Origin of the sequence: Jannaschia donghaensis (genome assembly GCF_001403795.1) — a bacterium.
Classification (GTDB): domain Bacteria; phylum Pseudomonadota; class Alphaproteobacteria; order Rhodobacterales; family Rhodobacteraceae; genus Jannaschia; species Jannaschia donghaensis.
On sequence record NZ_CXSU01000012.1, the window covers coordinates 363,679 to 384,820 of the forward strand.

At 62.3% G+C, this 21,142-nt stretch carries 16 protein-coding genes and 1 tRNA gene; 16 read left to right on the forward strand and 1 reads right to left on the reverse strand.

Annotated elements, in window-relative coordinates:
* The first annotated feature begins 210 nt into the window (after positions 1-210).
* From JDO7802_RS11085 to JDO7802_RS11145, 12 genes are all read left to right on the forward strand, one after another.
* Positions 211-286, forward strand: a tRNA-Trp gene (locus JDO7802_RS11085).
* A 68-nt stretch (positions 287-354) separates the two neighbouring features.
* Entirely contained in the window at positions 355-2,442 is a 2,088-nt protein-coding gene (locus tag JDO7802_RS11090; protein WP_144430597.1) for a methyl-accepting chemotaxis protein, read from the forward strand.
* Positions 2,443-2,521: 79 nt separating this feature from the next.
* Positions 2,522-2,716 carry a preprotein translocase subunit SecE gene (gene secE / locus JDO7802_RS11095; RefSeq protein ID WP_055085557.1) on the forward strand — a complete coding sequence of 65 codons (195 nt, stop codon included), beginning with the start codon at positions 2,522-2,524 and terminating at the stop codon, positions 2,714-2,716.
* Between the two features lie 175 nt (positions 2,717-2,891).
* Positions 2,892-3,425, forward strand: coding sequence for a transcription termination/antitermination protein NusG (nusG, locus tag JDO7802_RS11100; RefSeq protein WP_055085559.1), 534 nt, complete (start codon positions 2,892-2,894; stop codon positions 3,423-3,425).
* Positions 3,426-3,558: 133 nt separating this feature from the next.
* Complete coding sequence (rplK, locus tag JDO7802_RS11105; RefSeq protein WP_055085561.1) at positions 3,559-4,008, forward strand: 50S ribosomal protein L11; 450 nt, start codon at positions 3,559-3,561, stop codon at positions 4,006-4,008.
* Complete coding sequence (gene rplA, locus JDO7802_RS11110) at positions 4,008-4,718, forward strand: 50S ribosomal protein L1 (protein WP_055085563.1); 711 nt, start codon at positions 4,008-4,010, stop codon at positions 4,716-4,718. Before rplK ends, rplA begins: the two co-directional genes overlap by 1 nt.
* A 271-nt stretch (positions 4,719-4,989) precedes the next feature.
* Entirely contained in the window at positions 4,990-5,502 is a 513-nt protein-coding gene (gene rplJ / locus JDO7802_RS11115) for a 50S ribosomal protein L10 (protein ID WP_055085565.1), read from the forward strand.
* 78 nt (positions 5,503-5,580) lie between these two features.
* Positions 5,581-5,958: a 50S ribosomal protein L7/L12 gene (gene rplL / locus JDO7802_RS11120; protein WP_055085567.1), complete on the forward strand. Its 378-nt coding sequence runs from the start codon at positions 5,581-5,583 to the stop codon at positions 5,956-5,958.
* Between the two features lie 315 nt (positions 5,959-6,273).
* On the forward strand, positions 6,274-10,413 hold the full coding sequence (rpoB, locus tag JDO7802_RS11125; protein WP_055085569.1) for a DNA-directed RNA polymerase subunit beta: 4,140 nt from the start codon (positions 6,274-6,276) through the stop codon (positions 10,411-10,413).
* Positions 10,414-10,717: 304 nt separating this feature from the next.
* Entirely contained in the window at positions 10,718-14,959 is a 4,242-nt protein-coding gene (gene rpoC / locus JDO7802_RS11135; protein WP_055085573.1) for a DNA-directed RNA polymerase subunit beta', read from the forward strand.
* A 92-nt stretch (positions 14,960-15,051) separates the two neighbouring features.
* Complete coding sequence (locus JDO7802_RS11140) at positions 15,052-15,888, forward strand: glycosyltransferase (protein WP_187298129.1); 837 nt, start codon at positions 15,052-15,054, stop codon at positions 15,886-15,888.
* A complete protein-coding gene (locus tag JDO7802_RS11145; RefSeq protein ID WP_055085577.1) occupies positions 15,885-16,772 on the forward strand; it encodes a DMT family transporter in 888 nt (295 codons plus the stop codon). Before JDO7802_RS11140 ends, JDO7802_RS11145 begins: the two co-directional genes overlap by 4 nt.
* Here JDO7802_RS11145 and JDO7802_RS11150 read toward each other — a convergent pair.
* Complete coding sequence (locus JDO7802_RS11150) at positions 16,769-17,572, reverse strand: glycosyltransferase (RefSeq protein WP_055085579.1); 804 nt, start codon at positions 17,570-17,572, stop codon at positions 16,769-16,771. The two genes, JDO7802_RS11145 and JDO7802_RS11150, sit on opposite strands and share 4 nt — an antisense overlap.
* A gap of 336 nt (positions 17,573-17,908) precedes the next feature.
* Here JDO7802_RS11150 and rpsL point away from each other — a divergent pair, with 336 nt between their 5' ends.
* From rpsL to JDO7802_RS18405, 4 genes are all read left to right on the forward strand, one after another.
* Entirely contained in the window at positions 17,909-18,280 is a 372-nt protein-coding gene (gene rpsL, locus JDO7802_RS11155) for a 30S ribosomal protein S12 (RefSeq protein WP_055085582.1), read from the forward strand.
* 12 nt (positions 18,281-18,292) lie between these two features.
* The gene (gene rpsG / locus JDO7802_RS11160; protein WP_055085585.1) at positions 18,293-18,763 is read left to right on the forward strand and encodes a 30S ribosomal protein S7; all 471 of its coding nucleotides are present in this window, start codon (positions 18,293-18,295) and stop codon (positions 18,761-18,763) included.
* A gap of 84 nt (positions 18,764-18,847) precedes the next feature.
* Positions 18,848-20,968, forward strand: a complete 2,121-nt coding sequence (gene fusA / locus JDO7802_RS11165; RefSeq protein ID WP_055085586.1) for an elongation factor G — start codon at positions 18,848-18,850, stop codon at positions 20,966-20,968.
* 84 nt (positions 20,969-21,052) lie between these two features.
* Positions 21,053-21,142, forward strand: a 90-nt coding sequence (locus tag JDO7802_RS18405) for a GTP-binding protein (protein WP_139226313.1), incomplete at its 3' end; no start/stop codon positions are given.

Consider the following 21,142-nt stretch of genomic DNA (forward strand, 5'->3'; position numbering starts at 1 on the left):
GACAGCCAGATTTCCCTGCGATGTCCGCTTCGTCGGTTCGCAATGCCCTGCGTCACTGCGTAGTCCGACACGCGCTTGCCCGAACCTGTTCGAATACCCCGTCGTCTTCTGTGCATTTGTTTGGTGCCAACGCCGTGGACAAAATATTGCCGTCCGAACTCCGCAGCCCTTGCGTCGGACTGGCACGCCAAGTATTCCGCCTGCACCTGCAGGGGTATAGCTCAGTTGGTAGAGCAGCGGATTCCAAATCCGCAGGCCTCGGGTTCGAATCCTGATGCCCCTGCCAGGTCCCGTCCGTGGGGGCCGGGTATGTGATCCGCCGACAAGCCTTTCTTAACATCGTCGAAGTATCGGTTGGGCATTGCCACCACGAGGCCGATCATGTCCGATTCCCAAGATCCCGATCACCTGCCTGAAGGGTATGCGTCCGACAGCGACGGCATCGTGCCCACAGACCCGGGGGCACCTCAAAGCAGGCTGTCGGCGATCGCCGGATCCTTCGTGACGCGCGTCACGGTTTTGGTCATGTTGTTGCTGACGGTCGCGGTCGCGATGTCCTTCTATTTCGTTTCCGGTGAAATGATCGAAAGCCAACGGAAAGACGCTGAGATTTCGGCCAAGATCAAAACCTCCCTCGTGGCGGCAAGGGTCGCTCCCTATATTCGCAGCTACGACAGGATGGAGGCCGAGGTAGCTGCAAGGTCGATCTTCGAGGTCGAGGGAACGACTGCGATCGCGATGCGCGGGTTCGCGACGGATGGCGAGGAGGTCTTCGCAGTGTCTTCCACGCAATCGCGACCCGCAGGATATTTCTCTGCGTTCTCCACCGCACAGCAAGCCCCGCTTGAGCCGGTCGGTAGTACTGTCGGCAATCTTCAGATCGTTCGCACACCTGTTTTTACTGCGCTCGGAACATCTGGCCCAACCTCTGGCTGGGTGGAGGTGGTCTATGATCTGAGCCCCTTGCATGAACGCGTCGCATCGGAACTCGTCTGGCATGGTGTCTTGTTCGCCGTCGTCCTGGTCGTCATCGGTGCGGCGATCATGATCATGCTTCACTGCTTCTTTGGTCGGCCGATCAATCGAACGATCCGGTCAATGCAGGCGCTTGCCCGCGGAGAGACGGATGTCCCCCTGCCGCAGGAACGATCTACCGAGCTCAGACGTATCCGCGCGGCCCTGGAAGTTTTCCGGGGAAATATCCTGCAACGCGAACGATCCGAAGCTCGAAGTGCCGAGGCCGAAGCTCGGGCGCGCGCGCTGCAGGTGGAGCGAGAGGAAGCCGAGAGGACCGAGAGGGAGACCGCGGCAGCCCGCGAGACCAAAGCAAGATACAAGGCCGAGGCCGAGGCTGACGCCCGTCATGCGTTGCAGGTTGAGTTGGAAAAGGTCCTCTCCGCCGCTTCGGCTGGAGACTTCGACAAGCGAATGACCGTCGATGGCGTTCCCGAGGAACAGATGGCTCTGCGTACCGCGCTCAACACCACGATGGAGCGTGTCCAGACGAGTCTGACCGAAATCACGTCTGTCCTTGCCCAACTGGAAGCCGGTCGCCTTTGCGCGCGTATGGAGGGGCGCTGGACCGGCGCATTCGGCAGGCTTCAGGCTTCGACGAATGCGATGGCCGATCACCTGGAGTCTGCATTGGGTGACCTCTCCCAGCACGCTATCGGCATTCTCGACGACAGCAGCGATCTTTCGGCGTCCGCCGAGGATCTATCGAAGCGCACTGAAAGGACTGCCGGTTCTTTGGCTGAGACGACGCATGCCTTGGAGCAGATTGTCGGTTCGATTTCCGCGACCGCCGACCTCACGTCGGGCGCGCAGGGTTTTGCGGAATCGGCGCGCAAGGAAGCCCGTCAAAGCGATGCGATCGTGCGGGATGCCGTACAATCGATGCAGGAGATCCAATCGGTTTCTGAAGAAATTTCGCGGATGCTTGGCGTCATAAACGATATAGCATTCCAGACTAACCTTCTGGCTCTCAATGCCGGCGTGGAGGCGGCACGTGCGGGAGAGGCGGGGCGCGGATTCGCCGTGGTCGCCTCGGAGGTGCGGGCTTTGGCGCAGCGCGCGTCGGATGCTGCCCAGCAGATTGGCGGATTGATCGAGACGAGCTCGGAACAGATCGACAAGGGCGTGCAGCGCGTCGCACGGACCGGTGAGACGCTTACCACATTGGGCGATAGTATAGAGAAGATCGGGGACCAGGTCGTCGAAATCGCCGAGGCGGCACAATCCCAGTCAAATGCGGCCGCCGAGATCAATCGCGCAATGGGCGAGATCGACGGGGCGACCCAGCAGAATACGGCAATGTTCGAAGAAATCACGACAGCCAATCAGTCGCTGAAAGGCGCGGCCTCACAAATGCTCCACCTGATCGAGCGGTTCGACCTCAACAAGGACGCGCCCGAGCGTGCCGCTTGGGCGGCGGCCAGCTGACGGAAGGGACGTCGGTCCGCTTGCAAAGCGGCCAACGCCATCCTATTTGCACCCAACGCGATGAGCAGGAGTGCGAACGATGGCCATGACGAACCCGGTGCAGTTCATCCAGCAGACCCGTGCGGAGGTCGCCAAGATTTCGTGGCCCACACGGCGCGAGGTTCTTCTGACGACGGTAATGGTGTTTCTCCTTGCCGTGGTTGCCGCGACATTCTTCTTCTTCGTGGATCTGCTGATCAGAACTGGTCTGACCGAACTTTTGGCGGCGTTCTGATCGGACGGGCGCAATCCCGGCTTGCGGGGTTGAACCCCTGACGGACGAGATGTAGAGGAACCCGAGATTACAGAGAGCGGCGTGCATTGATTCGGATGCGCGCTGTTTCACGTTTCGGGCCAAACCTTCGGGGGCGGGCCGGGCGCAGGACAAAAACGAGAGGCGCGGGCAAGACATGGCGAAGCGGTGGTATTCGGTCAGCGTGCTGTCCAACTTCGAGAAACGCGTCGCGGAGCACATCCGTACCGCCGTCGAGGAGCAGGATCTGCATGATCAGATCGAAGAGGTTCTGGTCCCGACCGAGGAAGTGATTGAGGTCCGTCGCGGCAAGAAGGTCACGTCCGAGCGGCGCTTCATGCCTGGCTACGTCCTCGTGCGGATGGAAATGTCCGACGAAGGCTATCATCTCGTCAACTCGATCAATCGCGTGACCGGCTTCCTTGGTCCGCAAGGCCGTCCGATGCCGATGCGCGACGCCGAGGTCAATCAGATCCTCAATCGTGTCCAAGAAGGCGAGGAGGCACCCCGCAGCCTCATCTCTTTCGAGATCGGCGAAGACGTCAACGTGACCGACGGTCCTTTCGAAGGCTTCTCCGGTCAGGTCGAGGAAGTGGACGACGAGGCGCAGTCGCTGAAAGTGACTGTTTCGATCTTTGGCCGCGCAACCCCGGTCGAATTGAAATTCACACAGGTCTCAAAGACCGCGTGATCCCGTGACGGCGACCCGGTCGTCGGCATTTCGGACGTGGGAGGCGAGGGGAAGCCCGAACCGAACCACGGCATAACCGCCCCTCGGGGCACATGCAGGGCGGGAGTTCCCGCCGCCGCAAAGGAGAGAGCCAATGGCGAAAAAACTCGTCGGCACGATGAAGCTGCAGATCCCTGCAGGCAAGGCCAATCCGTCGCCGCCCGTGGGCCCCGCCCTGGGCCAGCGCGGTATCAACATCATGGAATTCTGCAAGGCATTCAACGCCAAGACGCAGGAAATGGAGCCCGGCGCACCGTGTCCCACCGTGATTTCCTACTACCAGGACAAGTCCTTCACGATGGAAATCAAGACGCCGCCCGCGTCTTATTACCTCAAGAAGGCTGCTGGCCTGAAGCCCGTGGGTAAGCGCAACCGTCCGCGCGGGGCCGAAGCCCCGGGTCGGGAGACCGTGGCGAGCGTGACCGTCAAGCAGGTTCGTGAAATCGCGGAAGCCAAGATGAAAGACCTGTCGGCCAACGATGTCGATCAGGCGATGAAGATTATCGTGGGCTCTGCGAAGTCCATGGGTATCGAGGTGAAATGATGGCCAAGCTCGGAAAACGTACCACCGCAGCCCGCGAGCAGTTCGCCGGCCAGGAAGACGTCACGATCGACGACGCCGTGAAGCTGGTGAAATCGAACGCCAAGGCGAAATTCGATGAAACCATCGAGGTCGCGATGAACTTGGGCGTTGACCCGCGCCACGCTGACCAGATGGTCCGTGGCGTCGTCAGCCTGCCGAACGGCACCGGCAAGACAGTGCGCGTCGCCGTGTTCGCACGCGGTGCAAAGGCCGAGGAGGCCCAAGCCGCCGGAGCCGATATCGTCGGTGCCGAGGACCTGATGGAAACGGTTCAGTCGGGCAAGATCGACTTCGATCGTTGTATTGCCACACCCGACATGATGCCCATCGTGGGCCGTCTGGGTAAGGTGCTGGGTCCGCGCAACCTGATGCCGAACCCGAAGGTCGGCACGGTGACGATGGACGTCAAGGAGGCCGTCGAGGCCGCCAAAGGCGGTCAGGTTCAGTTCAAGGCCGAGAAGAACGGCGTCGTCCACGCCGGTGTCGGCAAAGCGTCTTTCGATGAGGCCGCGATCAAGGCGAACGTGATGAGCTTCGTCGATGCCGTGTCCAAGGCCAAGCCGGCCGGGGCCAAGGGGTCGTACATGAAGCGCGTCTTCCTCAGCTCTACGATGGGGCCGAGCATTTCGGTCAGCGTCGACAGTGCCACCGGAAACGATCCGGACGCGTAAAGAAAGAATTTCCTCGTCTTCGGACGGGGAATGGCAGGGCCGCCGTCGCAAGACACCGGCCTTGTCCTGTCCGAGACGGAGGGTCGGGGGGTAACCCCCATTAAATCCTTCCCGAGATGGGACCCGAGACTGATTTCCGAGGTGAGCCTCGGGCGATCTGGCGCGGGGCCCTTCATTGGACCCGCAAGGACGGTAGAACCCGTCCGACAAGGGGAGGTCAGACCCTCCCTCAAATGAGCCGGGGGGAAACCCCCATACTTGGAGTGAAACTGTGGATAGAGCGCAGAAAGAGAAATTGGTCGACGAACTCGGCCAGATCTTCGAAAGCTCTGGCGTCGTGGTGGTCAGCCACTACGAGGGCATGACAGTTGCCGAAATGCAGGACCTGCGGGCGCGTATGCGCGAAGCCGGGGGTTCCGTACGCGTTGCCAAGAACAAGCTCGCCAAGATCGCCCTGGAGGGGAAAGCTGTCGCCAGCATTTCCGACTACCTCACGGGCATGACCGTACTCGGCTATTCCGAAGATCCCGTCGCTGCGGCGAAGGTCTTCGATGCGTATTCCAAGGACAACCAGAAGTTGGTTATCCTTGGTGGCGCGATGGGCGATACGGCGCTGGACGTCGCCGGTGTTTCGGCGGTTGCGAAGATGCCCAGCCGCGAGGAGCTTATCGCTTCCATCGCGGGTTGCATCGGCGCACCTGCCTCGAACATCGCGGGGGCCATTGGCGCGCCTGCTTCCAACATCGCCAGCATTCTCTCGACCATCGAGGAGAAGGCTGCCTGAGGCACCTTACGTCATCCCTCGTCGTGGCCTTGAAAGGCACGGCATCGGAACACAACTTTATAGAACGGAAACAGTACAATGGCTGATCTGAAAAAACTCGCCGAAGACATCGTCGGTCTGACCCTCCTGGAAGCCCAGGAACTCAAGACCATCCTCAAGGATGAATACGGCATCGAGCCGGCCGCCGGTGGCGCCGTAATGATGGCCGGTCCCGCCGATGGTGGTGGCGCGGCTGCCGAAGAGCAGACCGAATTCGACGTCATCCTGAAGTCGGCCGGCGCTTCCAAGATCAACGTGATCAAGGAAGTCCGCGGCATCACGGGCCTGGGCCTGAAAGAAGCCAAGGATCTGGTCGAAGCCGGCGGCAAAGCCGTCAAGGAAGGCGTCGACAAAGCCGAAGCCGAAGACATCAAGGGCAAGCTGGAAGCAGCTGGCGCCGAAGTCGAACTGAAGTAATAACGCGCCGTTCCGCAAGGAACGGTCGTGCGTGGGATGCCCTGCATCCTACCCCGGTGACGAAAAGGCAGCTTTGTTCCGGCAAAGTTTTCCGAGTAGGGAGCTGAGGTTGTAAACATCAGGGTGGAGCGGGAATTCTCGCTCCACCCGCTCCTGTCTCGGCAAGCCGCGCTCGGCTTTCCCGGTCAGGAGGAAGGACGGCGGAGCACCTGTGGGAAGGTGCGCCAGATGGTCCTTTCCGATGATCCATTCGCAGGCTGTGGTCCCCGGTGCCCGACGGGGACGCGGCGCGAAACTTGAAAAGGCGAGCACAACATGGCTCAGACGCAAACGTCCTCCAAGCGTATCCGTCGCTATTATGGCAAGTTGGAGGAAGTCCTCCAGATGCCGAACCTCATCGAGGTTCAGAAATCTTCCTATGATCTGTTCCTGAAATCCGGCGACCAGGCCGAGCCCTCCGAAGGCGAGGGCCTGATGGGCACGTTCCAGTCGGTTTTCCCGATCAAGGACTTCAACGAAACCGCCGTCCTTGAGTTTGTGAAATATGAGCTGGAGGAACCCAAGTACGACGTCGAGGAATGCCAGCAGCGCGACATGACCTACGCCGCGCCTCTCAAGGTGACGCTGCGCCTGATCGTGTTCGACATCGACGAAGATACCTCGGCCAAGTCGGTCAAGGACATCAAGGAACAGGACGTCTTCATGGGCGACATGCCCCTGATGACGAAGAACGGCACGTTCATCGTGAACGGCACCGAACGTGTGATCGTCTCCCAGATGCACCGCTCGCCGGGCGTGTTCTTCGACCATGACAAAGGCAAGACGCACAGCTCGGGCAAGCTGCTGTTCGCGTGCCGCATCATCCCCTATCGCGGCTCCTGGCTGGACTTTGAGTTCGACGCCAAGGACCTGGTGTTCTGCCGCATCGACCGTCGCCGCAAACTGCCGGTGACGACGCTGCTCTATGCGCTCGGCATGGATCAGGAAGGCATCATGAATGCCTATTACGATACCGTCGATTTCACGCTCAAGAAGAACGAAGGCTGGTCCACGAAGTTCTTCCCCGAACGCTATACCGGGACCCGCCCGGCCATGGACATCGTGGATGCCGACAGCGGCGAAGTCGTGATGGAAGCCGGCAAGAAGGTCACTCCGCGTCAGGTCAAGAAGCTGCGTGACGACGACAAAGTCGGCCAGATCCTGGTTCCCTTCGACGCGATCGTGGGCAAGTTCGCCGCGCGCGACATCATCGACGAAGAGACCGGCGCGATTTACGCCGAAGCCGGTGACGAGCTGACGTGGGAGCTGGACAAGGAAGGCGAAGTGTCGGGCGGCACCCTCAAGGAGCTGCTGGACGCGGGCGTCACCGATATCCCGGTCCTCGACATCGATAACGTTACCGTGGGCGCGTACATGCGCAACACTATGGCCGCCGACAAGAACATGGGTCGCGAAACTGCGCTCATGGACATCTACCGTGTGATGCGTCCGGGCGAGCCGCCCACCGTGGATGCGGCCCAGAACCTGTTCGATCAGCTGTTCCGCGATTCAGAGCGCTATGACCTGTCGGCCGTTGGCCGGGTCAAGATGAACATGCGTCTGGCGCTGGACGCCGAGGACACTGTCCGCACGCTGCGCGACGATGACATCTTGGCCTGCATCAAGGCGCTGGTCGAATTGCGTGACGGGCGTGGCGACATCGACGACATCGACCACCTTGGCAACCGCCGCGTGCGGTCCGTCGGTGAGCTGATGGAGAACCAGTACCGCGTCGGCCTTCTGCGGATGGAGCGTGCCATCAAGGAGCGTATGTCCTCGGTCGAGATCGACACGGTCATGCCGCAGGACCTGATCAACGCCAAGCCCGCAGCGGCCGCCGTGCGCGAATTCTTCGGCTCCTCGCAGCTGTCGCAGTTCATGGACCAGACCAATCCGCTGTCCGAAGTGACGCACAAGCGTCGCCTGTCGGCGCTTGGACCGGGCGGTTTGACGCGCGAACGCGCCGGCTTCGAGGTGCGCGACGTGCACCCGACGCACTACGGTCGCATGTGTCCGATCGAAACGCCGGAAGGCCCGAACATCGGTCTGATCAACTCGCTGGCCACCTATGCCCGCGTGAACAAGTACGGCTTCATCGAGACGCCGTACCGCAAGGTCGTCGACGGTCAGGTCACCGAAGACGTCCAGTACATGTCCGCCACCGAAGAAATGCGCCACACCGTGGCGCAGGCAAACGCGCAGCTGACGTCCGACATGCGGTTCCAGAACGAACTCGTGTCCACACGGCAGTCCGGCGATTACATGCTGCAAAGCCGTGACAACGTCGATCTGATCGACGTGTCGCCCAAGCAGCTGGTTTCAGTCGCCGCGGCGCTGATCCCGTTCCTCGAGAACGACGACGCCAACCGCGCCCTGATGGGATCTAACATGCAGCGTCAGGCCGTGCCTCTGCTGCGTGCGGATGCGCCCTTCGTCGGCACCGGCATGGAAGAGGTCGTGGCCCGCGATTCCGGGGCGGCCATCATGGCCCGTCGCGGCGGCGTCATCGACCAGGTCGACGCCGAACGTATCGTCGTGCGGGCAACCGAGGATCTGGCCCTGGGCGATGCGGGCGTGGACATCTATCGTTTGCGCAAATTCCAACGCTCGAACCAGAACACCTGCATCAACCAGCGTCCGCTGGTGAAAGTGGGCGATGCGGTCGTCAAGAACGAGGTTCTGGCCGACGGTCCGTCGACGGACATGGGGGAACTGGCGCTTGGCAAGAACGTCATCGTCGCGTTCATGCCGTGGAACGGCTACAACTATGAGGACTCCATCCTCATCTCCGAGCGGATCAGCCGTGACGACGTCTTCACCTCGATCCACATCGAGGAATTCGAAGTCGCCGCCCGCGACACCAAGCTCGGGCCGGAAGAGATCACGCGCGACATCCCGAACGTGGGCGAAGAAGCCCTGCGCAATCTGGATGAAGCCGGTATCGTCTACATCGGTGCCGACGTGGAGCCGGGCGACATTCTGGTGGGCAAGATCACACCGAAGGGCGAAAGCCCGATGACGCCGGAGGAGAAACTCCTCCGCGCCATTTTCGGTGAGAAAGCCTCCGACGTGCGCGACACGTCCCTGCGGGTGAAACCGGGCGACTACGGCACCGTGGTCGAGGTTCGCGTCTTCAACCGTCACGGCGTCGAAAAGGACGAGCGGGCCCTGCAGATCGAGCGCGAGTTGGTCGAACGTCTGGCCCGCGACCGCGACGACGAGCGCGAGATCCTGGATCGCAACATCTATGCCCGCCTGCGCGGCATGATCGAAGGCCAGGTCGGCGTGAAGGGCCCCAAAGGGTTCAAGCCGGGCGCTGTCGTCAGCGACGAGACGCTCTCGCCGCTGTCCTTCGGCCAGTGGTGGCAGATCGCGCTGGAGGACGAAGAATCCGCCAAGCAGGTCGAAGCCCTGAACGAACAGTACGAGATCCAGAAGCGCGCCCTTGAAGCCCGCTTCGAGGACAAGGTGGAGAAGGTGCGCCGCGGCGACGACCTGCCGCCGGGCGTGATGAAGATGGTCAAGGTCTTCATCGCCGTGAAGCGCAAGCTTCAGCCGGGCGACAAGATGGCCGGCCGTCACGGCAACAAGGGCGTCATCTCCAAGGTCGTGCCGATGGAGGACATGCCGTTCCTTGCCGACGGGACGCCGGTCGACTTCTGTCTGAACCCGCTGGGCGTGCCGTCGCGCATGAACGTCGGTCAGATCCTGGAGACGCACATGGGCTGGGCCGCACGTGGTCTGGGCCTCAAGATCGACGAGGCGTTGGACGAATACCGCCGCTCCGGCGACATGACTCCGGTGCGCGAAGCGATGCGCATCGCCTATGGCGAAGAAGCCTACGAGGAGGCGATGGCCGACATGGGCGAGGATCAACTTCTCGAATATGCGGGCAACGTGACGGCGGGCGTTCCCATCGCCACGCCGGTCTTCGACGGGGCCAAGGAAGGCGACGTAAACGACGCGCTGACCCGCGCCGGCTTCGACACCAGTGGTCAGTCCGATCTGTTCGACGGGCGCACCGGAGAGAAATTCTCGCGTCAGGTGACCGTCGGGGTGAAGTATCTGCTCAAGCTGCATCACCTTGTCGACGACAAGATCCACGCCCGCTCCACGGGCCCGTACTCCCTCGTCACGCAGCAGCCGCTGGGGGGTAAGGCACAGTTCGGTGGTCAGCGCTTCGGTGAGATGGAGGTCTGGGCGCTCGAAGCCTACGGCGCCGCCTACACCCTGCAGGAGATGCTGACGGTCAAGTCGGACGACGTTGCCGGACGGACCAAGGTCTACGAGAGCATCGTCAAGGGCGAGGACAACTTCGAGGCGGGCGTTCCCGAGAGCTTCAACGTTCTCGTCAAGGAAGTCCGCGGCCTCGGCCTGAACATGGAACTCCTGGATGCGGAGGATGAGACGGAGTGAAGAGCGGCAGGCTGATAGCTGTTCTTGCGCTTGTCACGATTGGTGCACTGTCCGGGGCCTTCGGGTTCTGGGCGGGCACTTTGTCGGCAACGGCGTCCCAGATGAACGGGACAGTCGTGACACGCGAGGACGGCGTCATTCAGGGAGAGATAACTGTCGGCGATGTCGACGGAATATCCCCCGAAGGACTAGCTCGCTTAGCCTGTGCCCCTCATTCCGAACTTCGCGTTTTTGAAATTACACATGCGGTCTTGGCAACTCAGGTTTACCAATTCGACTGCACCGCACCTGGAAAGGTCACTCAATGAACCAGGAACTCACGAACAACCCGTTCAACCCGATCGCGCCGCAGAAGGTTTTCGACGAGATCAAGGTCTCGCTGGCCTCGCCCGAGCGCATCCTCTCGTGGTCCTACGGCGAGATCAAGAAGCCCGAGACCATCAACTACCGGACGTTCAAGCCCGAGCGTGACGGTCTGTTCTGCGCGCGCATCTTTGGTCCGATCAAGGACTACGAATGCTTGTGCGGCAAGTACAAGCGCATGAAGTATCGCGGCGTCGTCTGCGAGAAATGCGGCGTGGAAGTCACGCTTCAAAAGGTTCGCCGGGAGCGGATGGGCCACATCGAATTGGCCTCCCCTGTCGCGCACATCTGGTTCCTCAAGTCGCTGCCGTCGCGCATCGGCCTGATGCTGGACATGACCCTGCGGGATCTTGAGCGGATCTTGTATTTCGAGAACTACGTCGTGATCGAGCCGGGCCTGACCGACCTCACCTACGGACAGCTGATGTCCGAAGAGGAGTTCATGGACGCGCAGGATAACTACGGGGCCGACGCCTTCCAGGCGAACATCGGTGCCGAAGCCATTCGCGAAATGCTGGCCGCCATCGACCTTGACCAGGAAGCGCAGACCCTGCGCGAAGACCTGAAGGAAGCCACAGGGGAGCTGAAGCCCAAGAAGATCATCAAGCGCCTGAAGATCGTCGAGAGCTTCATCGAATCCGGCAACCGTCCCGAGTGGATGGTTCTGACCGTGATTCCGGTCATTCCGCCAGAATTGCGCCCGCTGGTGCCGCTGGACGGTGGCCGGTTCGCGACGTCGGACCTCAATGACCTGTACCGCCGCGTCATCAACCGTAACAACCGTCTCAAGCGGCTGATCGAGCTGCGTGCGCCCGACATCATCGTGCGCAACGAAAAGCGCATGTTGCAGGAATCCGTGGACGCGCTGTTCGACAACGGTCGTCGTGGCCGCGTCATCACCGGGGCGAACAAGCGCCCGCTCAAGTCGCTGTCCGACATGCTCAAGGGCAAGCAGGGCCGCTTCCGCCAGAACCTTCTGGGCAAGCGCGTCGACTTCTCGGGGCGTTCGGTCATCGTGACAGGGCCGGAACTCAAGCTGCACCAGTGCGGTCTGCCCAAGAAGATGGCGCTCGAGCTGTTCAAGCCGTTCATCTACTCGCGGCTCGAAGCCAAAGGCCTCAGCAGCACCGTCAAACAGGCCAAGAAGTTGGTAGAGAAAGAGCGTCCCGAGGTCTGGGACATCCTGGACGAGGTCATCCGCGAGCACCCGGTTCTGCTGAACCGTGCGCCCACGCTGCACCGTCTGGGCATCCAGGCGTTCGAGCCGGTCCTGATCGAAGGCAAGGCAATCCAGCTGCATCCGCTCGTCTGTTCAGCGTTCAACGCCGACTTTGACGGTGACCAGATGGCCGTTCACGTACCCCTCTCGCTGGAGGCGCAACTCGAAGCGCGCGTCCTGATGATGTCCACGAACAACGTTCTGTCGCCCGCCAACGGCGCGCCGATCATCGTTCCGTCGCAGGATATGATCCTCGGCCTCTACTACGTCTCCATGGACCGGAAGGGCATGAAGGGCGAAGGCATGGTCTTCTCCTCCGTTGACGAGGTGCAGCACGCCCTCGACGCCGGGGCCGTTCATCTGCACGCGCACATCAAGTGCCGCGTTCCGCAGATCGACGACATGGGCGAGGAGGTCGGCGTCGTCATGGATACCACGCCGGGCCGGGTCCGCCTGGGCTCCATGCTGCCGCTGAATGCCAAGGCCCCGTTCGAATTGGTGAACCGTCTTCTGCGCAAAAAGGAAGTGCAGCAGGTCATCGACACCGTCTACCGCTACTGCGGCCAGAAGGAGTCGGTCATCTTCTGCGACCAGATCATGACACTCGGTTTCCGCGAAGCGTTCAAGGCCGGCATCTCGTTCGGCAAGGACGACATGGTCATTCCCGACAGCAAGTGGCCCATCGTCGACGCGACCCGCGATCAGGTGAAGGACTTCGAGCAGCAGTACATGGACGGCCTGATTACTCAGGGCGAGAAGTACAACAAAGTGGTCGATGCCTGGTCGAAGTGTAACGACAAGGTCACCGAGGCCATGATGTCCTTCATCTCCATCGCTGGCGAGGACGAGAACGGTGCCGAGAACGAGCCGAACTCCGTTTACATGATGGCCCACTCCGGTGCCCGTGGCTCGGTCACGCAGATGAAGCAGTTGGGCGGCATGCGCGGCCTGATGGCCAAGCCGAACGGCGACATCATCGAGACGCCGATCATTTCGAACTTCAAGGAAGGTCTGACCGTTCTTGAATACTTCAACTCGACCCACGGCGCGCGCAAGGGTCTGTCGGACACGGCCCTCAAGACGGCCAACTCCGGTTACCTGACCCGTCGTCTGGTGGACGTGGCTCAGGACTGCATCGTCCGCGTGGACGACTGCGGCACCGAGAAGGCGATCACCGCCGAGGCAGCCGTCAACGACGGCGAAGTCGTCGCCACCCTGGCCGAGCGTGTGCTGGGCCGGACTGCGGCCGATGACGTCCACGTGCCCGGCACCGACGAGGTTATCGTCAAGGCCGGCGAGATCATCGACGAACGTCGCGCCGATGCCATCGACACGGCCGGTGTCGCGTCCATGCGCATCCGCAGCCCGCTGACCTGCGAGGCCGAGGAGGGGGTTTGCGCCACCTGCTACGGTCGCGATCTGGCCCGCGGCACCAAGGTGAACCTGGGCGAAGCCGTCGGCATCATCGCGGCCCAGTCCATCGGTGAACCTGGGACTCAGCTGACGATGCGGACGTTCCACATCGGCGGCGTGGCCCAAGGCGGTCAGCAGTCCTTCATGGAGGCGTCGTCGCCGGGAACGGTCGATTTCCGCAACGCCAACACGCTGGCGAACGAAGCCGGCGGGATCGTCGTGATGGGCCGCAACATGCAGCTGATCATCATCGACGAAAACGGGGATGAGCGCGCGTCACACAAACTAATGTACGGCACGACGCTCTTCGTCAAAGACGGCCAGAAGGTCGAACGCGGCGAGAAGCTCTTCGAATGGGACCCCTACACCCTGCCGATCATCGCCGAAGCCGACGGCAAGGCGAAGTTCGTCGACCTCTACGCGGGCATTTCCGTCCGGGACGAGACCGACGACGCGACCGGCATGACCCAGAAGATCGTCACCGACTGGCGCTCCGCCCCCAAGGGCAATGAGCTCAAGCCGGAAGTCATTCTGGCCGGTCCCGACGGAGAGCCTGTGCGCAACGAAGCGGGCAACCCGATCACCTATCCGATGTCGGTGGATGCCGTCCTGTCCATCGAAGACGGTCAGGATATGAAGGCTGGTGACGTCGTCGCGCGTATTCCGCGCGAAGGTGCCAAGACCAAGGACATCACCGGTGGTCTGCCGCGGGTGGCGGAACTCTTCGAGGCACGCAAGCCCAAGGACAACGCGATCATCGCGGAGGCCGACGGTACGGTGAAGTTCGGCAAGGACTACAAGAACAAGCGCCGTATCACCGTCATCCCCTCCGACGAGAGCCTGGAGCCGATCGACTACATGGTGCCCAAGGGCAAGCACATCCCGGTGACCGAAGGCGACTTCGTGCAGCGTGGTGACTACATCATGGACGGCAACCCGGCCCCGCACGACATCCTGCGGATCCTGGGGGTCGAGGCACTTGCCGACTACCTGATCGACGAAGTGCAGGACGTGTACCGACTGCAGGGCGTGAAGATCAACGACAAGCACATCGAGGTGATCGTCCGTCAAATGCTGCAGAAGTTCGAAGTGCTCGACAGCGGGGAAACCACGCTGCTCAAGGGCGAGCACATCGACAAGCAGGAGCTGCAGGAGGCGAACGCGAAGGCCGAGAAGCGCGGCGATCGTATCGCCAGGGCCGAGCCGATCCTGCTGGGCATCACCAAGGCGTCGCTGCAAACCCGCAGCTTCATCTCGGCGGCGTCCTTCCAGGAGACGACCCGCGTCCTCACCGAAGCCTCGGTGCAGGGCAAGCGCGACAAGCTGGTCGGCCTCAAGGAGAACGTCATCGTGGGTCGCCTGATCCCGGCGGGCACCGGCGGGGCGACGCAGCAGATGCGCGCCATTGCCACCGCGCGCGACAGCGTCGTCATCGAAGCTGCCCGGATCGAGGCCGAAAAGGCCGCGGCCCTGGCCGCCCCCGAGCCGAAGTCGTCCGCCGAAGATGCGTTCAAGACGCCGGAAGCGGTGGAAGATCCGTCCGAGGATTGATCCTTTCGGCCCCGAACTGAAATCACCCCCGCCGGAGCGATCCGGCGGGGGTTTTTCGTTGCCGTGTCCCGGCACCCATGCGACGCAAGCCCATGACCGTCCGCAATCAGATCATCGGCCTCATCCGTTTTAGCTATCCGGCGACCGAAGGGTTCGCCGCGTCGGCGATGGGACCGGACGCGCTGCAGGCGATGCTCTACGATCCCGCCCGTCTGACCGCGCGCTTCGCCTATCTCGAGACTCTGGTCCTGCCGTCGCTGGCGGCGCAGACCGACGGCGACTTCACCTGCGGAATCCTCGCCGGATCAAACCTCGCGCCCGACTGGCAGGACCGGCTGCGGGCGATGACCGACCGGTATTCCTTCGTTCGACCCATATTCCTTGATCGCATGGGCCCGCTTCCCGCGGCCAAGCGCGCGTTCCGCCGCTGCGTCGATGCGCGTGCGGACCACGTCACCGGTTTCCGGCTCGACGACGACGACGCTCTGGCCGTGGATTATATCGAAAAGACCCGCGACCGGGCAGATCGCCTGATTGCAGGCGGCTTCGCAGACAGTCCGGTCTGCGTCGCCTTCACGCGCGGCCTCTATCTGGACCTGAACGATCCCATCCAGCCATTCCATGCTTTCCGGGAGGCCTATGCCCCAAGCCTGGCTTGCGCGATGATCACTGCGCCCGACATCCCGACCTGCATCTACCGCTACAACCACCGTCGCATTGCCAGCTTTATCCCGACGTATCTTGAACCGGGCGGAGATGAGATGTTCATCCGCACGCAACACGACACCAACGACAGCAACCGCGCCGCGCCACCCCATGCGCAGCCGATCTCGACGGGGCAGGGGGCGGACCTGCTGCGCAAACGCTTCGGTGTGGACCCGGCCGCAGCCTTCGCCCTGATGCCGACGCCGCCTGTGGGCGCGCGATGAACGACAACCTGCGCGGGGCCTGTTTCATGATGGGGTCGATGGCGACCTTCACCTGCAACGATGCGATCATCAAATTCGTGGCGCAGGGGATGCCGACGTTCCAGATGGTCTTCCTGCGCGGGGTGGCCGCCACGGCCCTGCTGCTGGCGCTGGCCCACGCGACGGGGGCCTTGTCCAAGCCGATCCCGCGCGGCGACTGGAAATGGGTCATCGGCCGGTCGCTGGCCGAGGTGGTCAGCTTCTTTCCCTTCATCCTGGCCCTCACGCATATGCCGCTCGCCAATGTCACGGCGATCCTTCAGGTGCTGCCGCTGGCCATCACCGCAGCCGGCGCGGTCTTCCTGGGCGAACGCGTCGGCTGGCGCCGCTGGACGGCGATTTCCGTCGGCTTTGCCGGCGTTCTGCTGATCGTGCGGCCAGGCGGGGCGGATTTCGACCGATGGTCGCTTGTCGCGCTGGCCGCCGTCGTCACGATCACGGCGCGCGAACTGCTGACGCGTCGCCTGTCGCCTGACGTGCCCTCGCTCAAGGTGGCGATCTTCACGGCCGTGGGCGTGATGGGCCTGGGGCTGGCGATATCGCTGCCGTCCGGCTGGGCGTCGGTGACGCCCGCGAACTGGGCCCTGATCGCGCTGGCGTCGGTCTTCATCATCGGTGGCTATCTCTTCTCGATCATGGCGATGCGGGTGGGCGAAGTCGCCGCCGTCACGCCGTTTCGGTACACGGCGCTGATCTGGGGTTTGCTGCTGGGCTGGGCGATCTTCGGCGAATGGCCGAAGCCGCTGACGTTGATCGGGGCGGTCATGGTCGTCGGCACGGGCCTTTACACGCTGCTGCGCGAAGGCCGCCGCGCCCCGGCGCCGCTTCCGAACGCGCCGCGCTAGAAGCTGTCCCGGATCGCCTTGAGGTCCAAGGCGAAGCGTCGTCGCAACTGTCTTTTCTGATCCTCGTCCGCCGGGACCAGCCGGGCCAGCTGCTTCGCCTGTCCGCTGTCGTTCGTGTCGTCCACGCCGCGCAACCACATCGGCGTATCGGGCAGGGTGACCGACGGCATCAGCGTGCCCAGCCGGTGATGCGGGAAATGCAGCGCCGTCCGCGGGTTCGTGGGGGCCAGGAACACCGCCTGCGCCACGCCCAGATGCGGCACGAAGGTCTCCTCGACCAGTGGTCCGTCGACCGTCAGGTTCAGCATGATGCCGCGGTTGAAATCCAGCGTCAGCCGCTTGTGCCGTTCCCACAGCGGGCGCACATTAGCGAAGGTTTCGCGCGACCGGGCGATGAACCGGCGCGCAACCCCGTCATCGTCGTCATGGCGAAACTGCATGACCGGCGGGCCTTCGGGGGCGATGTGCGGCAGGACGGCGTTGCGGATCGCGTCGCGGTAAGGCTCGGTCGGGTGATAGATGATCGTGGCACCCTTAAGACCCGAGGCGAGCCGCTCCAGACGACTGCGCCACGGCTCTGGCAGGTCCGCGCCGGTGATGATCAGGGTGCGGAAGTCGCCGTCGCTTTGTGCGGCCAGCGTGCGCAGGCTGACATGCTCCAGCGTGCGCATCCGTGCTTCCATCCGGGCGGGGTGCCACAGGTGGGCGGTCCGCGCCGCGACGGTGTCGTGCTCTACCTGATAGCCGCCCAATCCGGGATAGGCGAAGCGCGTGATGGCAAGGATTTGAAGGTCCGACATTGTGCGGGCACGTTGCGGGCAAATGCTTGGACGGACAAGGCGTCGGGTCGTCATTGCCCCGCACGACCACCGATACGACGACAATGTGCGGGCCGCCGGCCCCCCGCGTTGACACCCCCCCGCGATTCCCCTAGGAGGGCGGCAATTCGGTCCGGGGGAACAATCGTCCGGTCCGACACGCCAGACCCTGTCGCGCAAGATCCGGAATATTGTTTTCCGCATCCTCTGCCACTCAACCGCTTCTCCCAGGTCGGAATTCCGGGGGCAGCGGTAAAACGGTTTGGGGCGTCGGGATCGCCGGAAATGTTTGAGATCAACAAGAACGGGGAACCGTAAATGCCCACCATCCAGCAGCTGATCCGCAAGCCGCGTCAGCCCAAGGTCAAACGGTCGAAGTCGCAGCACCTCGAAGGCTGCCCGCAGAAGCGCGGCGTCTGCACGCGCGTCTACACGACCACGCCGAAGAAGCCGAACTCGGCCATGCGGAAGGTCGCCAAAGTGCGTCTGACCAACGGCTTCGAGGTCATTTCCTACATCCCTGGTGAAAGCCACAACCTCCAGGAGCACAGCGTCGTGCTGATCCGTGGCGGTCGTGTGAAGGACCTTCCGGGTGTCCGTTATCACATCCTGCGCGGTGTGCTCGATACGCAGGGCGTCAAGGATCGTCGCCAGCGTCGTTCGAAGTATGGCGCCAAGCGTCCGAAGTAAGAGGATCAGAATATGTCCCGCCGTCACGCCGCTGAAAAGCGCCAAGTCCTGCCCGACGCCAAATATGGCGACAAGGTCCTGACCAAGTTCATGAACAATCTGATGCTCGATGGTAAGAAATCGACCGCAGAGAAGATCGTGTACAACGCCATGGAACGCGTCGAAGCCAAGCTGAAGCGCAGCCCGATCGAAGTGTTCGCCGAGAGCCTGGAGAACATCAAACCGTCCGTCGAGGTGCGTTCGCGCCGCGTTGGTGGTGCGACCTATCAGGTCCCCGTCGAGGTCCGCCCCGAGCGCCGCGAAGCGCTGGCGATCCGCTGGCTCATCAAGGCCGCACGCGCCCGCAACGAGAACACCATGGAAGAGCGTTTGGCCGGTGAGCTGATCGACGCCGTCCAGTCGCGTGGCTCGGCCGTCAAAAAGCGTGAAGACACGCACAAGATGGCCGACGCCAACAAGGCGTTCAGCCACTACCGCTGGTAAGTTCGGCGCCTATATAACGCACCGATACGGGGGCCCGAACGGGGCCCCCGAACCCGTTTTCTCCTCCATTCAGAGGTACGCCCCATGGCACGCGACTATCCCCTCAGCCGATACCGGAACTTCGGCATCATGGCCCACATCGATGCGGGCAAGACCACCTGTTCGGAGCGGATCCTGTTCTATACCGGCAAGTCCCACAACATCGGCGAAGTCCATGACGGCGCCGCCACGATGGACTGGATGGAGCAGGAGCAGGAGCGTGGCATCACGATCACGTCCGCCGCGACCACCACGTTCTGGGAGCGGACCGAGGACGGTGAGACACCCGATTCCGAAAAGCACCGGATGAACATCATCGACACGCCCGGTCACGTCGACTTCACCATCGAAGTCGAGCGTTCGCTTGCCGTGCTCGACGGGGCTGTCTGCGTTCTGGATGCCAACGCCGGCGTCGAGCCGCAGACCGAAACCGTCTGGCGTCAGGCCGACCGCTACAAGGTTCCGCGGATGGTCTTCGTCAACAAGATGGACAAGATCGGTGCCGACTTCTTCAATTGTGTTCGCATGATCGAAGACCGTACTGGCGCGCGCGCCGTTCCCGTCGGCATTCCGATCGGGGCCGAGACCGAGCTGGAAGGCCTGCTCGATCTCGTGACCATGGAAGAGTGGCTGTGGCAGGGCGAGGATCTGGGCGCGTCCTGGATCAAGGCCCCCATCCGCGACAGCCTCAAGGACATGGCCAACGAATGGCGTGGCAAGATGATCGAAGCCGCCGTCGAGCAAGACGACGACGCGATGGAAGCCTACCTGATGGACGCGGCCGAGCCTGATGTGCCGACCCTGCGCAAACTGCTGCGCAAGGGCACGTTGTCGATGGCTTTCGTTCCGGTTCTGGGCGGCTCCGCGTTCAAGAACAAGGGTGTCCAGCCGCTTCTGAATGCGGTCATCGACTATCTGCCGTCGCCGATGGACGTTGTCGATTACATGGGCTTCAAGCCCGGCGATGAGGACGAAGTCCGCAACATCCCGCGCCGCGCCGATGACGACATGGCGTTCTCGGGCCTCGCGTTCAAAATCATGAACGATCCGTTCGTCGGCTCGCTCACGTTCACGCGGATCTATTCGGGCAAGCTCAACAAGGGCGATACGCTTCAGAACACGACCAAGGGCAAGAAAGAGCGCGTCGGTCGTATGATGATGATGCACTCCAACAACCGCGAGGAAATCACGGAAGCCTTCGCGGGCGACATCATCGCGCTGGCCGGCCTGAAGGACACCACGACCGGTGACACCCTGTCGGACATCAACGATCAGGTCGTTCTGGAAACGATGACCTTCCCCGATCCGGTCATCGAGATCGCGGTCGAACCCAAGACGAAGGCCGACCAAGAGAAGATGTCCCAGGGCCTGGCCCGTCTGGCCGCTGAGGATCCGTCTTTCCGCGTCGAAACGGATATCGAATCCGGTCAGACGATCATGAAGGGCATGGGCGAACTTCACCTCGACATCCTGGTCGACCGCCTCAAGCGCGAGTTCAAGGTCGAGGCGAACATCGGTGCCCCGCAGGTCGCCTACCGCGAGACCATCGGTCACGAGGTCGAGCATACCTACACCCACAAGAAGCAGTCGGGTGGGTCCGGTCAGTTCGCCGAAGTGAAGCTGCTGATCTCTCCGACGGAGCCGGGCGAAGGCTATTCCTTCGAATCCAAGATCGTCGGCGGTGCCGTGCCCAAGGAATACATTCCCGGCGTGGAAAAAGGCATCAAGTCGGTCATGGACTCCGGTCCGCTGGCGGGCTTCCCGGTCATCGACTTCAAGGTCTCGCTGCTCGACGGTAAGTTCCACGACGTCGACTCCTCAGTTCTCGCATTCGAGATCGCGGGGCGGATGGGCATGCGGGAAGGTATGCGCAAAGCGGGTGCCAAACTGCTCGAGCCGATCATGAAAGTCGAAGTGATCACGCCGGAGGAATACACCGGCGGCATCATCGGCGATCTGACGTCGCGCCGCGGTCAGGTTTCGGGTCAGGAGCAGCGCGGCAACGCGATCGCGATCGACTGTTTCGTGCCGCTGGCCAACATGTTCGGCTACATCAACACCCTGCGGTCCATGTCGTCGGGCCGGGCGCAGTTCTCGATGCAGTTCGACCACTACGATCCGGTTCCGCAGAACATCTCGGAAGAGATCCAGAAGAAGTTCGCCTGATCCGGGCAGGGCGGGGGTGATCCCGCCCGCCCTCACACATTCCGGCGGCCGCGTCCGCCATCATCCACGATAGGAGGCTTTCCAATGGCGAAGGCAAAATTCGAACGTAACAAGCCGCATGTTAACATCGGCACGATTGGTCACGTTGACCACGGCAAGACGACGTTGACGGCT